At 65.8% G+C, this 16,150-nt stretch carries 10 protein-coding genes; 7 read left to right on the top strand and 3 right to left on the bottom strand.

Translation table 11 applies throughout. The annotated features are described in order from the left end of the window. Positions 1–140 precede the first annotated feature (140 nt). Positions 141–3,854 carry a methionine synthase gene (gene metH / locus C556_RS0100835; RefSeq protein ID WP_018746324.1) on the bottom strand — a complete coding sequence of 1,238 codons (3,714 nt, stop codon included), beginning with the start codon at positions 3,852–3,854 and terminating at the stop codon, positions 141–143. Between the two features lie 166 nt (positions 3,855–4,020). Between metH and C556_RS18745 the strand changes: the two genes are divergently transcribed. From C556_RS18745 to mgtA, 7 genes are all read left to right on the top strand, one after another. Further along, complete coding sequence (locus tag C556_RS18745; RefSeq protein ID WP_018746323.1) at positions 4,021–6,582, top strand: DUF3141 domain-containing protein; 2,562 nt, start codon at positions 4,021–4,023, stop codon at positions 6,580–6,582. A 7-nt stretch (positions 6,583–6,589) separates the two neighbouring features. Continuing rightward, positions 6,590–7,354 carry an enoyl-ACP reductase FabI gene (gene fabI / locus C556_RS0100825; RefSeq protein ID WP_018746322.1) on the top strand — a complete coding sequence of 255 codons (765 nt, stop codon included), beginning with the start codon at positions 6,590–6,592 and terminating at the stop codon, positions 7,352–7,354. 211 nt (positions 7,355–7,565) lie between these two features. After that, a complete protein-coding gene (locus C556_RS0100820; protein ID WP_018746321.1) occupies positions 7,566–8,570 on the top strand; it encodes a quinone oxidoreductase family protein in 1,005 nt (334 codons plus the stop codon). A gap of 101 nt (positions 8,571–8,671) precedes the next feature. After that, positions 8,672–9,244, top strand: a complete 573-nt coding sequence (locus C556_RS0100815) for a YqiA/YcfP family alpha/beta fold hydrolase (protein ID WP_018746320.1) — start codon at positions 8,672–8,674, stop codon at positions 9,242–9,244. Positions 9,245–9,249: 5 nt separating this feature from the next. Beyond that, complete coding sequence (locus C556_RS0100810) at positions 9,250–10,176, top strand: Dyp-type peroxidase (protein ID WP_018746319.1); 927 nt, start codon at positions 9,250–9,252, stop codon at positions 10,174–10,176. 44 nt (positions 10,177–10,220) lie between these two features. After that, positions 10,221–10,556 carry an HPF/RaiA family ribosome-associated protein gene (locus tag C556_RS0100805; RefSeq protein ID WP_018746318.1) on the top strand — a complete coding sequence of 112 codons (336 nt, stop codon included), beginning with the start codon at positions 10,221–10,223 and terminating at the stop codon, positions 10,554–10,556. Between the two features lie 391 nt (positions 10,557–10,947). Beyond that, on the top strand, positions 10,948–13,686 hold the full coding sequence (gene mgtA / locus C556_RS0100800; protein WP_018746317.1) for a magnesium-translocating P-type ATPase: 2,739 nt from the start codon (positions 10,948–10,950) through the stop codon (positions 13,684–13,686). A 518-nt stretch (positions 13,687–14,204) separates the two neighbouring features. Here the strand turns inward: mgtA and C556_RS0100795 are convergent. Then, positions 14,205–14,972 carry a hypothetical protein gene (locus tag C556_RS0100795; protein WP_018746316.1) on the bottom strand — a complete coding sequence of 256 codons (768 nt, stop codon included), beginning with the start codon at positions 14,970–14,972 and terminating at the stop codon, positions 14,205–14,207. A gap of 10 nt (positions 14,973–14,982) precedes the next feature. Then, positions 14,983–15,543, bottom strand: coding sequence for a hypothetical protein (locus C556_RS22675; RefSeq protein WP_157235674.1), 561 nt, complete (start codon positions 15,541–15,543; stop codon positions 14,983–14,985). Positions 15,544–16,150 lie beyond the last annotated feature (607 nt).

Here is a 16,150-nt window from a genome sequence, read left to right as displayed (position 1 = left end):
GGGTTTTCAGGATTTTTCAGCGGTGGAACACGACAATCCAGGCGAAATGCGGGCGCGCCTTGTCGGGCGCAAAGGACGCAAAAAACCCCGCCGCGGCATCGGCCGGGCGGGGTGGTCGCAGCGACGGCGCGGGGCGTCGCTCAGGGGTTGTAGCCCAGGTTGGGCGCGAGGTCGCGCTCGGCCTGCTCCACGCTGACGCCGCGCCGCGCGGCGTAGTCCTCGACCTGATCCTTGTTGATTTTGCCGACGGCGAAGTACTGCGCCTGCGGATGGCTGAAGTAGAAGCCGCTCACCGCCGCCGTGGGCAGCATGGCATAGCCCTCGGTGAGGGTCATGCCGATGGCCGGCGCGTCCAGGATGTCGAACAGGCCGGTCTTGGCGGTGTGGTCCGGGCACGCGGGATAGCCAGGCGCGGGGCGGATGCCGACGTATCGCTCGTCGGTGAGCTCGTCCACCGTCAGCGCCTCGTCGGCGGCGTAGCCCCACAGCTCCTTGCGCACCCGCTCGTGCATGTATTCGGCGAAGCCCTCGGCGAAGCGGTCGGCCAGGGCCTTGACCATGATGGCGCTGTAGTCGTCGTTGGCCGCCTCGAACGCGGCGACGTGCGGCTCGATGCCCAGCCCGCCGGTGACGGCGAAGGCACCCAGGTAGTCGGTCACGCCGCTGTCCCTGGGCGCGACGAAGTCGGCCAGGCACCAGTTGGGCTTGCCGGCCGCCTTGACGTTCTGCTGGCGCAGGTTGTGCCAGGTCATCAGCGTTTCGCCGCTGTCGGGCGAATAGATCTCGATGTCCTCGCCCCCCACGCTGTTGGCGGGGAACAACCCGACCACGCCGCTGGCGGTGAGCCAGTTGCCGGCCACCAGTTCGCGCAGCATCTTCTGCGCGTCGGCGAACAGCGCGCGCGCCGATTCGCCGACCACGTCGTCCTCCAGGATGCGCGGGTACTTGCCGTACAGTTCCCAGGCGTTGAAGAACGGGCTCCAGTCGATGTAGGGCTCGATGGCGTCCAGCGGCACGTTCTCGAAGCGCAACACGCCCAACCGGCGCGGCACCGGCGGCACGTATTGCCGCCAGTCCACCTTGAAGCCGTTGGCGCGGGCGTCGGCCAGCGGCAGGAACTGGGTGCGGTCCTTGTTGGCGTGGATGGTGCGGATGTTGTCGTACTCGTCGCGCACCTTGCCGACGAAGGCGGGCTTGAGTTCGTCGCTGAGCAGGCTGGAGCACACGCCGACGGCGCGGCTGGCGTCGGGCACGTAGACCACGTTGCCGCGCGGGTAGTTGGGCTCGATCTTGACCGCGGTGTGCACCTTGCTGGTGGTGGCGCCGCCGATCAGTAGGGGGATGTCGAAGCCCTGGCGCTCCATCTCCTTGGCGACGTGCGCCATCTCTTCCAGCGACGGGGTGATCAGGCCGGACAGGCCGACGATGTCGGCGCCGGTTTCGCGCGCGGTGTCGAGGATCTTCTGCGCCGGTACCATCACGCCCAGGTCGAGCACCTGGTAGTTGTTGCAGCGCAGGACCACGCCGACGATGTTCTTGCCGATGTCGTGCACGTCGCCCTTGACCGTGGCCATCACGATCCTGCCCTTGGCCGGCGCGTCGGCCAGGCCCATGGCGATCTTTTCCGCTTCGATGAACGGCTCCAGGTGCGCCACGGCGGCCTTCATCACCCGCGCCGACTTCACCACCTGCGGCAGGAACATCTTGCCGGCGCCGAACAGGTCGCCGACGTGGTTCATGCCGGTCATCAACGGGCCTTCGATCACGTGGATCGGGCGCTCGGCGGCCAGGCGGGCCTCTTCGGTGTCCTCGACGATGTAGGTGGTGATGCCCTTGACCAGCGCGTGGGTGATGCGCTCCTGCAAGCTGCCCTGGCGCCACGACAGATCCTCGCCCTTGGCCTGGTTGGCGTCGCCGCGATAGGTCTCGGCCAGGGCGATCAACGCCTCGGTGGCGGCCAGCGGATCGCGCTGGTCGCCGCGCATCAGCACCACGTCCTCGATGCGCTCGCGCAGTTCGGCCGGCACCTCTTCATACACTTCCAGCGCGCCGGCGTTGACGATGCCCATCGTCATGCCCTGCTTGATCGCGTGGTAGAGGAATACCGCGTGGATCGCCTCGCGCACCTTGTTGTTGCCGCGGAACGAGAACGACACGTTGGACACGCCGCCGCTGATCTTGGCGTGCGGCAGGTGGCGCTTGATCCAGCCGGTGGCCTCGATGAAGTCCAGGCCGTAGCGCGCGTGCTCCTCGATGCCGGTGGCGACGGCGAAGATGTTGGGGTCGAAGATGATGTCCTCGGGCGGGAAGCCCACTTCGTCCACCAGGATGCGGTAGCTTTTCTCGCAGATCTCGATCTTGCGGGCGAAGGTGTCGGCCTGGCCCACCTCGTCGAACGCCATCACGATCACCGCCGCGCCGTAGCGCCGCAGCAGGCGCGCCTGCTCGACGAATTTGTCCACGCCCTCCTTCATCGAGATCGAGTTGACGATGCACTTGCCCTGCACGCACTTCAGGCCGGCCTCGATCACGTCCCACTTGGACGAATCGATCATCACCGGCACGCGGCTGATGTCGGGCTCGGCGGCGAGCAGATTGAGGAAGGTGGTCATGGCCTTGTGGGCGTCCAGCATGCCCTCGTCCATGTTGACGTCGATCACCTGCGCGCCGGCCTCCACCTGCTGGCGCGCCACCTCCAGCGCGGCCGGATAGTCGCCGGCCAGGATCAGCCGGGCGAACGCCTTGGAGCCGGTGACATTGGTACGCTCGCCGACGTTGACGAACAGATCGTGGTCGCCGATGTTGAACGGCTCCAGGCCGGACAGCCGGCACTTCTTCTCGATCTGCGGCAGGCGGCGCGGCGCGATGTCCTTCACCGCCTGCCAGATGGCGGCGATGTGCGCCGGCGTGGTGCCGCAGCAGCCGCCGATGATGTTGGTCAGGCCGCTCTGCGCCCATTCCTTCACCTGTTCGGCCATCTCCTGCGGGCCCAGGTCGTAGCCGCCGAAGGCATTGGGCAGGCCGGCGTTGGCGTGCACCGAGACGAAGGTGTCGGCGATGCGCGCCATCTCCTCGACGTAGGGGCGCAGCAGGTCGGGGCCGAGCGCGCAGTTCAGGCCGAAGCTGATGGCGTCGGCATGGTTGAGGCTGTTGTAGAACGCCTCGGTGGTCTGCCCGGTGAGGGTGCGGCCGGATTGGTCGGTGATGGTGCCGGAGATCATGATCGGCAGCCGCTCGACTTCGGGGCGCTCGTCGAAATACTGGTGGATGGCGAACACCGCCGCCTTGGCGTTCAGCGTGTCGAAGATGGTTTCGACCAGCAGCAGGTCGGCGCCGCCCTGCACCAGGCCGTCGATCGCCTCCAGGTAGCTGGTAACCAGTTCGTCGAAGGTGACGTTGCGATAACCTGGATCGTTCACGTCCGGGCTGATCGACGCGGTGCGGTTGGTCGGGCCGAGCACGCCGGCGCAGAAGCGCGGCTTGTCGGGGGTGGCGGCGGTCTGCGCCACGCACAGGTCCTTCACCAGCCGCGCCGCGGCGTGGTTGATCTCCCACACCAGGCTTTCCATGCCGTAGTCGGCCATGGCGATGGCAGTACCGTTGAAACTATTGGTTTCGATAATGTCCGCGCCGGCATCCAGGTACTGCTGGTGGATGGCGCCGATCACGTCCGGGCGGGTGAGCACCAGCAGGTCGTTGTTGCCCTTGAGGTCGGACGGCCAGTCGGCGAAGCGCTCGCCGCGGTAGTCGGCCTCTTCCAGCCGGTACTGCTGGATCATGGTGCCCATGCCGCCATCGAGGATCAGGATGCGGTCGGACAACAATTGGCGAAGCTGGGCGGTGCGCGCGGTCATGAGGTTTTGATTCGTCAGCGAAAACCGCGAATTTTACCATAGGCCGTCCAGCCCCCCGATCCGACGGGCTTCCGGCGAAATCTTCGTTGCAGTGCAACAATTCGAGGTTGCCTGCCGCCGTTTCACTTGCCATAACAGCGAAGTGTTCCTAAAGGGAAAGCCCATCATGCCTACGCAATCGGAACGGCTCGCCGTCGCCACCACCCTCCCCCTCAAACTCGCCCTGCAATGGCAACGCCGCGTGGCGGAGACCCTGCACAAATGGTGGGAAGTCCAGGCGCCGCCGCCGCATGCGCTGGCCAGCAACCCCATCGCCGCCGCCTGGGATTACTGGACCGACAGCGTCGAGCGCCAGGTGCTGTTCTGGGACACCCTGCGCCAGCGCGGCGACAACTTCCTCGAACACGAAAAGGCCGGCAAGCCGCCGCTGCTGCACTTCGACTACGAACTGGTGCTGGACGCGCGCACCTTCGCCCGGCCGGTGAACTACGCGCTGGCGCGCATCGTGCCGCCGGCCGGCGTCGCCGTCGATGAGCGCAAGCGCCCCTACGTCATCATCGACCCGCGCGCCGGGCACGGCCCCGGCATCGGCGGCTTCAAGGATGACTCCGAAGTGGGCATGGCGCTGCGCGAAGGCCACCCGGTGTACTTCTGCGTGTTCTTCCCGCAGCCGATGCCCGGCCAGCGCCTGGAGGACGTGACCCTGGCCGAGGCCGACTTCCTGCGCGAGGTGATCCGCCGCCATCCCGAATCGCCGAAGCCGGCGCTGGTCGGCAACTGCCAGGGCGGCTGGGCGGCGATGCTGGTGGCCGCGCACGCGCCCGAACTGGTCGGCGCGATGGTGATGGCCGGCGCGCCGGTGTCGTACTGGGCCGGCAGCGACGGCAAGAACCCGATGCGCTACGCCGGCGGCATGCTGGGCGGCGCCTGGAGCGCGCTGCTGGCGGCCGACCTGGGTGGCGGCCTGTTCGACGGCGCCTACCTGGTCGACAACTTCGAGAACCTCGACCCGGCCAACACCCTGGTCAAAAAGAACCATCACCTGTACGACCAGATCGACACCGAGCCGCCGCGCTACCTCGACTTCGAGCGCTGGTGGGGCGGCTACTTCCTGATGAACGAGGAGGAGATCCGCTGGATCGTCGAGAACCTGTTCGTCGGCAACAACCTGACCGAGGGCCAGGCCATCGGCCGCAACGAGATCTACGACCTGCGCAAGATCCGCGCGCCGATGGTGGTGTTCGCCTCGCTGGGCGACAACATCACGCCGCCGCAACAGGCGATCAACTGGGTGCTCGACCTGTACCCGGACACCGACAGTCTGAAGGCCAGCGGGCAGGTGATCGTCGGCCTGGCGCACAAGACCACCGGCCACCTGGGCATCTTCGTCTCGGCCAAGATCGCCCGCCGCGAACACGCCCAGATCGTCGAACTGCTGCAGGTGATCGAAACCCTGTCGCCGGGGCTGTACCAGCTGGACATCCACGACGAGACCGCCCCCGACGGCACGGTGCGACACGTGGCGGAGCTGACCGAGCGCAGCGTCGAGGAACTGCGCGGCCTGCAGCGCGAGCAGCGCCGCGACGAGCTGCCATTCGCCGCGGTGGAGGCGCTCTCCAAGCTGGGCGTGTCGGTCTACACCACGCTGGTGCGGCCGTGGATCGCCCCCTTCGTCACCGAGGACATGGCCAAGCTGGGCCGCGCCTTCCACCCGCTGCGCGTCCAGCACTGGGGCTGGTCCAGCCTGAATCCACTGGCCAAGCTCAACCAGCACGCCGCCGACTACGTGCGCCAGCTGCGCACCCCGCGCGACCCGGAATGGCGCCAGTGGGAGCGTTATCTGGTCGGGCAGAACGCGGCGGCGCTGGATGTGTACCGCGACGTGCGCGACGCCAACACCGAGCTGGCGTTCTTCAACCTCTACGGCCCCGCCGCGGTTTCCGGCATCGGCAACGACCTGATCCCGGACTACCTCGAACGCCAGCGCCAGACCACCTCGCCGTGGAACGACGCCGAACTGCTGGCGTCGCTGCCGCATGGCGATCTGCTCGACGGCGTGCTGCGCATCGCCGTGCTGGTCCAGCGCGGCTTGCCCAGCATCAACGTCGAGCGTCGCCAGGCCGCGTATGAATGGATCGCGCAACACCCGGCGCTGCAACGCGTGTCGATGGACGAGGTCAATGCCCGCTTCCAGCGGCAGTCGCTGCTGGCCTGGCGCTTCCCGGCCGAAGCCCGCAAGACGCTGCCCGGCCTGTTCCCGGACGAAGCGGCGCTGAAGCAGGCGTTCGCGACCATCACCGAGATGGTGCGCAGCCTGCCGGCGGCCAAGGAGGCCCTGGCCAACCTGGCACTGCTGCAAACCGAGGTGCTGGGCACCTTCGAGCCGATCACCGCCGCGGCCATCGCCGAGGAGGCCGAGGTCGAAGCCGCATTCAAGCCGGCCACTGCCGCCGCGCAACCGGCCGCCCCCGCCAAAGCCAGCACGTCCGCCGCGACCAAGCCGCGCGCCGCCAGGACACCGGCGGCCAAGGCCACGACGGCAACCGCCAAGCCGGCGGCGGGCAAGCGCGCACCGGCCAAGGAGCCCGTGACCAAGACCCGCGCCGGCCAGGCCAAGCAGCAGGCGGACGTCGCGCCCAAGGCCAAGCCGGCCGCCGCGCGCAGCGGCAACGGCAGCAAGCCGGCCACCAGCCGGGCCCGTACTTCCAACCCCAACGCCAAGGAGTAACCCCAGAATGAGCACCCTCACCGGCAAGGTCGCGCTGATCACCGGCATCGCCAACGAGCAATCGCTGGCCTACGGCATCGCCAAGGCGCTCAAGGCACGCGGCGCGGAACTGGTCGTCACCTACGTCAACGACCGCACGCTCGATTTCATCCAGCCGTTGCTGCCCACGCTGGAACCGGCGCTGCTGATCAAGTGCGACGTCACCCAGGACGGCGCGCTGGAGAACGTGTTCCAGCAGATCGACCAGCGCTGGGGCAAGCTGGATATCGCGCTGCACGCCATCGCCTTCGCCCCCAAGGCGGACCTGCACGGCCGGGTGGTCGATTCCAGCCGCGAGGGCTTCCTCCAGGCGATCGACATCTCGTGCCACTCCTTCGTACGGCTGGCCAAGGGCGCCGAGCCGCTGATGAAGGACGGCGGCACACTGATCACCCTCAGCTACTACGGCGCCGAAAAGGTGGTGCCCAACTACGGCGTGATGGGCCCGGTGAAGGCCGCGCTGGAAGCCACCACCCGCTACCTGGCGGTGGAGCTGGGGCCGCGGAAGATCCGCGTGCACGCCGTCTCGCCCGGCCCGGTGCAGACCCGCGCCGCCTCGGGCATCCCCGAGTTCGCCAACATGCTGGAGGAAGCCACCCAGCGCGCGCCGTTGCAGGAGCTGGTGGACATCGACGACGTCGGCGCCGCCACCGCCTTCCTGTGCGAGCCGGGCGCGGCGGCCATCACCGGCAGCGTGTTCTACGTGGATGGCGGGATGCATATCCTGGCCTGACGCCCCGCCAGAGACCTGGCCCTTTCGACCGGCGTTGCCTGCAGGCAATGCCCGGTCGGTCCAGGAGCCTGCTTGCCGACACGGCTTCGAACGGCATCGTGAAAAGATGGTAAACAAGCTCTAAGGTGATAATCGATTTCCAGGCCCGCGCTTTGAAATTCCGGCAACGGCCCCGACCTTCATACGTTTCCTGTCCGCAGGTTGCCTTGCCATGCCCCAGATCGCCCGCTACATCCGCTTCGCCCAGACCGGCGGCCCCGACGTGCTCACCCTGGCCGAGACCACGCTGCTCGATCCCGGCCCCGGCGAGGTGCTGATCCGCCAGACCGCCATCGGCGTCAACTTCATCGACACCTACCACCGCAGCGGCCTGTATCCGCTGCCGTTGCCGTCGGGTATCGGCCAGGAGGCGGCGGGCGTGGTCGAGGCGGTGGGCGCGGGCGTGGTCGAGTTCGCCCCCGGCGATCGCGTGGCCTACGCCGGCGGCGCGCAGCGCGCCAGCCAGGGCGGCGAATGCGGCGCCTACGCCAGCCATCGCCTGATGCAGGCGACCGGGCTGGTGCCGGTGCCCGGCGAGATCCCGGACGAAGTCGCCGCCGGCACCCTGCTGCGCGGCATGACCGCGCAATACCTGCTCAAGCGCACCTTCCCGGTGACCAGCGGCATGACGGTGCTGATCCACGCCGCCGCCGGCGGGGTCGGCCAGATCGCCTGCCAGTGGGCGCGCTGCCTGGGCGCCAGGGTGATCGGCACCGTCGGGTCCGCCGCCAAGGCCGAACTGGCCCGCGCCTGGTGCGACCATGTGATCGACTACACCCAGCCCGGCTGGGCGGCGCAGGTGCGCGAGCTGACCCAGGGTCGCGGCGTGCCGGTGGTGTACGACGGCGTGGGCGCCGCCACCTTCGAAGGCTCGCTCGACAGCCTGGCGCTGCGCGGCATGCTGGTCAGCTTCGGCAACGCCTCGGGCGCGGTGCCGCCGTTCTCGCCCGGCATCCTGTCGCAGAAGGGCTCGCTCTACCTGACGCGCCCCGCGCTGGGCCACTACACCGCCACCCGCGAGGAACTGCTGGACACCGCGGCGGACTATTTCACGGTGGTGGCGCGCGGCGACGTGGAGGCCAACATCGGCCAGACCTATGCGCTGGCCGACGCGGCGCAGGCGCACCGCGACCTGGAAGCCCGCAAGACCACCGGCTCCACCCTGCTGGTCCCCTGACACCGCCCGCACCAGGAACGACGGATGACGCGCATGCCTTGCCTCGCCCGACCCGCCATGGGCAACCGGCCCTGAACCGGGCCCACCGTTCCGGAGTGTCCATGGTCCATCTCGTCTACCTGCACGGCTTTCTCTCCAGCCCTTTTTCGAAAAAGGCGCAGGAAACGGCCGTGTGGATGGCCGAACAGGGCCGCTCCGACTACTTCCACTGCCCCGACATCCCGATGGAGCCCAAGGCCGCCACCGAGGCGCTGCTGCACGCGATGGACCGGCTGAAGGGCGAGCGCGTCTGCTTCATCGGCAGCTCGCTCGGCGGCTACCTCGCCACCTGGCTGGTCGAGGAGTACGGCGGCAGCGCGGTGCTGGTCAACCCCGCCGCGCATCCGTACGAACTGCTGCGGCAGTACGTCGGCCCCCAGCACAACTACTACACCGGCGAGACCCACGTGATCGACGCCGGCTACGCCGACGAGCTGCGCGGATTGAACCGCGTCGTCTCGCGGCCCGACCGCTACTGGTTGCTGCTGCAGACCGGGGACGAAGTCCTCGACTACCGCGAAGCGCTCGACAAGTACGCCGGCTGCCGGCAGACGGTGATCGAGGGTGGCGACCATTCCTTCCAGGACTATCCCCGCTGGCTGCCCGCCATCTGGGAATTCGCTCAGGAGCACTGAAATCCATGCCCACCCCGCAAAGTGGCATCCTCCCCGCATCCTCCGCCCACGCCCTGTTCGTGCTGCTGCGCCGCCGCCTGGGCCGCCGTGTAGACGCCACGCTGCGCGCCATGCTGGCCGCGATCCCCGACCGGATCGACCAGGTGGCGCTGGAAGCGCCCGAGACGCTCACCCTGGGCAGCGTCGGCATCGGCGCCAACGCCTGGGGCGACCTATTCGGCGACGCCCGGCCGCAGGCATTGCGCGGTTTTCCGCGCATCCCCGGCGCCATCCATCCCGCGCCGTCCACCGACGCGGACCTGCTGCTGCACCTGCGCGGCGAACGCTGTGACCTGCTTTACGAGCTGGGCGAGCGGCTGGTGGCGGATCTCGCCGAATGGTTCGATCCGGTGGAGACCACCGCCTGTTTCCGCTACCGCGACGGACGCGACCTGACCGGCTTCGTCGAAGGCACCGAGAACCCGCAGGGCGACGAGCGCGTCGCGGTGGCGCTGGTCGGCCAGGAGGACGCCGACTGGGCCGGCGGCAGCTACGCGCACGTGCAGCGCTACGTGCACCGGATGAACGAGTGGCAGAAGCTGCCGGTCAAGCAGCAGGAGGCGGTGATCGGCCGCACCAAGGACACCGACGAGGAACTGAGCGACGACGACAAACCGCTGACCGCGCACGTGCGCCGGGTGGAGATCGAGCAGGACGGCGAGGAGCTGGAGATCCTGCGCCAGTCGATGCCCTACGGCATGCCTGGCGGCGAGAAGGGCCTGCTGTTCGCCTCGTACTGCCGCACCCCGGTCAACTTCGAGAAGATGCTGGCGCGCATGGTGTCGCCCACCGCCGACGGTCGCGTCGACCACCTGCTGAACTACACCCGCGCCGTCAGCGGCGCAGCATTCTTCGTACCCAGCCGCGAGGTGCTCGCCTCGCTTTCGTCCTGAGCGCCCGCGAAACCCGACGGCCCCATATCCCGAACGGAGCAACCATGCAGATCCAGGTGCGTACCGACCATCACATCCACGGCGGCGAAGCGCTGAACCAGCGCGTCGAACAGACCTTGCGCGGCGAGTTCGCGCGCTTCGGCGACCAGCTCACCCGGCTGGAGGCGCATTTCGCCGACACCAACGGCGACAAGGGCGGCGGCAATGACATCCGCTGCACGCTGGAAGCACGGCTGGCCGGGCTGACCCCGCAGGCTGCCACCCACGACGCCGACGACATCGATATTGCGCTCGACGGCGCCATCGACAAGCTGGTACGCCAGCTCGACAGCGTGCAGGGCCGGCTGGAGGCGCGCAAACGCCATCCCGGCGACGAGTAATCGCGCCGTTGCAGCGCCAGGGTGGATTGATGTCGCTGGCCCGATTCGCCTTCGCCCGCCTTAAGAAACGTTAACTGGACGCCCCGCCTCGCGGGGCGTAGCTTTTGCTGCATCGCACCAACAGGAGTTCTCCGTGGACAGTCCCTCTGGTAGTCGGCCCTGCGCCGACCACTGACGGCAAGCCCGACCACGGCGTACTCGCGCCATCGTCCTTGCCGTCCGGCAGGGCGTGGCATCGGCCGGATCGTCCGATCCGTGCCGCTTCCCTCCCCGCATTCCGTTTCGTCATCCGCTTGACCGGGCGTCGCGCCGCCTGCGCGCCGTCCCACGGGTGACCGAACCAAACCCCATCCTTGGGCCGCGGCCTGTGTGCCGTCGGCGGGGAGGTTTCATGCAATTCGACTTCCTGAAGAACGCCGTGCTGACGGCGCTGCATCGCGGCCTGAGCATCCGCCAGTTCCGCCGCCTGGCAATGCTGGAGTTCCTGCGCGGCGGCGCCGTCGGCAAGGAGATGCCGCGCACGCTGGCCGACCGGCTGCACGCGCTATCGCGGCTGACCACCGACCACCTGCTGCAACAGCTGGACACCCGCGCCGACGGGCTGAGCGAGGACGAAGCGGCACAACGCCGCGAGCAGGCCGGGCTCAACGAGATCCAGCACGAGCGGCCGCTGTCGTGGCCCGCGCACCTGTGGCTGTGCTACCGCAACCCGTTCAACGTGCTGCTCACGCTGCTGGCGGTGATCTCGTACCTGACCGAGGACGCCAAGGCCACGCTGGTGATCGCGGTGATGGTGGTGATCTCCACCCTGCTGCGCTTTGTCCAGGAGCAGCGCTCCAACAGCGCCGCCGACCGCCTGCGCGACATGGTGAGCAACACCGCCACCGTGCTGCGCCGCGACGACACCGTGCCGCTCACCCGTCTGCGCTATGGCACGGCGGAAGGCACCGAAGTGGCGATCCGCCAGCTGGTGCCGGGCGACATCGTGCTCCTGTCCGCCGGCGACATGATCCCGGCCGACCTGCGCCTGTTGTCCGCCAAGGACCTGTTCGTCAGCCAGGCGGCGCTGACCGGCGAAGCGCTGCCGGTGGAGAAGTTCGCCACGCTGCGCGACGCCGGCGTCGCCAGCCCGCTGGAATTGGACAACCTGCTGTTCATGGGCGCCAACGTGGTCAGCGGCAGCGCCAGCGCCGTGGTGATCGCCACCGGCGGCCAGAGCTACTTCGGCGCGCTGGCCGAGCGCGTCACCGCGCACGACCACACCCCGACCCAGTTCCAGGCCGGGGTGAACCAGGTGAGCTGGCTGCTGATCCGCTTCATGCTGGCGATGGCGCCCCTGGTGCTGCTCATCAACGGCTTCACCAAGGGCGACTGGCTGGAGGCGGCGCTGTTCGCGCTGTCGATCGCCGTGGGGCTCACCCCAGAAATGCTGCCGATGATCGTCACCTCCACCCTGGCCAAGGGCGCGGTGCTGCTCAGCCGCAAGCGGGTGATCGTCAAGCGGCTGGACGCGATCCAGAACTTCGGGGCGATGGACATCCTGTGCACCGACAAGACCGGCACGCTGACCCAGGACCACATCGTGCTGGAGCGCCACACCGACGCCTTCGGCGCCCCCGCCGACGACGTGCTGGCGCTGGCCTACCTCAACAGCTACCACCAGACCGGGCTGAAGAACCTGCTCGACGTGGCGGTGCTGGAACACGTGGAGCTGAAGCGGCTGCTCGACGTGGCGGGCGACCACCACAAGGTGGACGAGATTCCGTTCGACTTCGCCCGCCGCCGCATGTCGGTGGTGGTGAGCGAGCACGGCGCGCATCACCTGCTGATCTGCAAGGGCGCCCTGGAGGAAATGCTCGCCGTCTGCACCCAGGTGCGCCAGGACGGCCGCACCCTGCCGCTGGACGACGAACGCCTGGCGCAGATCCGCGCGGTGACCGCCGGGCTGAACCAGGAAGGGCTGCGGGTGGTGGCGGTGGCCACCCGCGAGCTGCCGCCGCTGCGCCAGACCTACGGCGTGGCCGACGAAGCCGGGCTGACCCTGGTCGGCTACATCGCCTTCCTCGACCCGCCGAAGGAAACCACCGCGCCGGCGCTGCGCGCCCTGGCCGCGCACGGCGTGGCGGTGAAGGTGCTGACCGGCGACAACGAGCTGGTGACGCTTAAGGTCTGCAAGGAGGTGGGGCTGCCGGTGACGGGCCTGCTGCTGGGCAGCGACACCGACGCGATGGACGACGCGACGCTGGCGGCGGCGGCCGAAACCGCCACCGTGTTCGCCAAGCTGTCGCCGTTGCAGAAAGAACGGCTGGTGCGCGTGCTGCGCGCCAACGGCCACGTGGTCGGCTTCCTGGGCGACGGCATCAACGACGCGCCGGCGCTGCGCGCGGCCGACATCGGCATCTCGGTGGATTCGGCGGTGGACATCGCCAAGGAGGCGGCCGACCTGATCCTGCTGGAAAAGAGCCTGATGGTGCTGGAGGAAGGCGTGCTCGAAGGCCGCCGCACCTTCGCCAACATGCTCAAGTACATCAAGATGACCGCCAGCTCCAACTTCGGCAACGTGTTCTCGGTGCTGGTGGCCAGCGCCTTCCTGCCGTTCCTGCCGATGTTGCCGATGCACCTGCTGGTGCAGAACCTGTTGTACGACGTATCGCAGATCGCCATCCCGTTCGACCGGGTGGACGAGGAACAACTGCGCCGCCCGCTACGCTGGGATCCGGACGAGCTGGGGCGCTTCATGGTGTGCTTCGGCCCGCTCAGCTCGCTGTTCGACATCGCCACCTACGCGCTGATGTACTTCGTGTTCCACGCCAGCACCCCGGCGCACCAGACGCTGTTCCAGTCCGGCTGGTTCATCGAGGGCCTGCTGTCGCAGACCCTGGTGGTGCACCTGATCCGCACCCGCAAGCTGCCGTTCGTACAGAGCCGCGCAGCGTGGCCATTGCTGGGCATGACGCTGCTGATCGCCGCCGTCGGCGTGTTCCTGCCGATGGGCCCGCTGGCGCACTACTTCAAGCTCCAGCCGCTGCCATGGACCTACTTCCCCTGGCTGGCGGCGATCCTGCTGGGCTATGTGTCGCTGACCCAGTACGCCAAGTCGCACTATGCGCGGCGGTACGGCTGGCAGTGAACCTGCGCAGGGCTGGTTAGGCGCGCGCCGTGCCTGGCGCATCGCTGCGGAACGGCCCAGCCGCCCCACTGCGATGCACCCTAGGCCATAGCGATTCGAAGGTGACGAGGCGCCATGCGCCCCTCGCACCGGAGTACATGGTCGAGGCAGGGCGGTTGAATCCGCTGGCCTCACGCGTTACTCACCTGAACTGCTGTTGATTCCGAACTGCTCTTCTGTGGTGCGTTCGCTTCTGACCAGATCGAGTTTTTTTCAGCGCTTGTGCGCAGCCTTCAGGAGTGTGCGGCTCGCGGTTGGCGAATGGCCTCAAGAAATAGCCTGCGGCGAATGGCGGCCTTTGTGTTGGGCGAGTTCAAAACGGTTAGCTCTAATAGTCAATAGACTGAAAAATATTTCCGTACATTATCAATAACAGAGAAGCGTCCAAAGCCATCCGAGCAACTTATTTTTAATATTCCTCTCTGCGCCGTCCGTATATACACATCAACCATACGAGCATGATGGGCAGGCGGCTCCGTTTAATTACACTTCATTTCTTCCAACGCCTTTCGCGCGCGGACGATTGTTGAATAGTTATTCAAGGGCTTAAGGCAATGATCATCTTGAGTCAGAATCAATTTTCCGTTCGCATCCTTGTTAAAGCGCACCAAAAACGCTGTTTTATACAATGGGTCTGGAAGTGCGGCTGGGTTGTCGGAAGCGCATTCCTGCCCAGCCATGCATGTCCATCGGCTGTCGTAATAACTCGCCACAATCAACATACCATTCTTGACCACTTTCGCCGGCGCCATAGCATGGACGTCGAAGCAAGATGGCTTGGCCACCAAGTAATCCGGCTGCGGGATGTTCAAGGGCTGCACGGCAACCAGTTTGCGATTCGAGTCGAATACAAACAAGTGGCATTCGGCAAAATTGACAATCGACTTGACGCACTCGGAATCCCTCAGTGCTTTATCCGCAGGCGCGTCAACGCTGCAAGCCGGTGGCGGGGTTATATCCGACCGAAAGGCTTTTACATAAGAATAGAAAACCTCTTTTCCATCAAAACGCCAAGCGTATTCCGTGTGCGACGTCGCAGCGGTTAAACCAACGTTGCTGGTTCTGCCATCCTCGTATGAATAGGGCGCGCCATGCTTGAGCAAGTACGCATCGAGCTCCGAGCGCGGAACTGCGCGTACATACTGCTCGGCCTTCTTGGGGCTGATTGCCTGCTCCAGCGTCAGCTGAGCATGCGTCGGAGCCGCTCCCAGCACGACGAGCAGAGCAACAAGGAAATTGTATTTCACGATAAATTCCCTAAATCAAATGATCGTAGGCTTCTTTCGCGTATCTTCGCCGGTTCAGCGCCGGACTATCCGCTGCAGGACGATATGTGTTATCGGGCTGCCGCCGCCCCAATTCACCTGCATTCACCTTGGCCGTGACCCGATCCACGTGGTTGTCCGTGATCCCTTCATCAGCGGGGTTCATGCATTCATTCGCAGTCCAGAACCATACTGCGGAACGCAGTGAATACGGAAAATTCAGTAACTCGGCCGGATTCGCCTCGAAATCCTCCCAGCCTGTTGCCCAAGAGCCTCTATAGTCATTGGTAAAGCTGCGGTAGTTCCCTCTGCCGGTGACTTGCTTCAGCCCTCGGCCTCGATAAAGCCAGCCATCGCCCGGTTGATTATTCCCGTTGCGACCTCCATATGCTTTATTGACAATCGCTTCCTGATCAGCGCGGCGGGTAATATTCCCTCTTGCATCTCTTTCATAACCGTCTTGATCTGCTTCCGCTGGATGTGCCGAGTAATAGCTGAACTTGCCTCTCAGTACCGAAGGGGCGTAATTGAGGTTTTCGGATGTAGCGGCCATCGTAGCGCCGGCCTCCTGGCGGATTTGCCCGAGGAAATGCGCTTGTCGCAATGTGGAATTCAGGAGGTGCTTTCCTGAGATTTTGTTCAACTCCAACACTAGATAAATATGCGATACATCAATGAAAATACCCCCCACAGATTAGTGTACGGGAAAATAAATTGGGGCTAAATAAAGCCGAGGCTAATCCCGAGGGACTTGCCGCGTGATGAAGTCACAATACTGCCCGATTTCTTTTGTTTCTAATGCCTCTCTGCGAAGCAAAAAACCTTCGATAATGACAAAATTTCGCCACGGCTCTCCGTCGTGAGGCGCTTTAATATAGGACTCAAGATTCTTTACCGCTTGAAGCGCTTGCTCTTGAGTAAACATAGACTCCCGCCAACGGTTCTTCTGCTCCGGTTCGTATTCAGTACATAAATCACCTCCATGAGCCAGAAGTGGAAGCAAGAGCATTAGTGGAAGCAAAGACCTCATCTTTTCATATACTCCATAATTTCAAAACCCCTAGATTGGATGAAGGGCGAAAATGCAGTTGCCGTGTGGTATGGATTAGCCATCAGTCTAGTTCTTCACAACAGCCCCAGGCCTCTACATTTATCTTAAA

This window comes from Chitiniphilus shinanonensis DSM 23277 (genome assembly GCF_000374805.1).
In the GTDB taxonomy this organism is placed as follows: Bacteria; Pseudomonadota; Gammaproteobacteria; order Burkholderiales; family Chitinibacteraceae; genus Chitiniphilus; species Chitiniphilus shinanonensis.
This window is presented reverse-complemented; position numbering and strand designations above follow the sequence as displayed.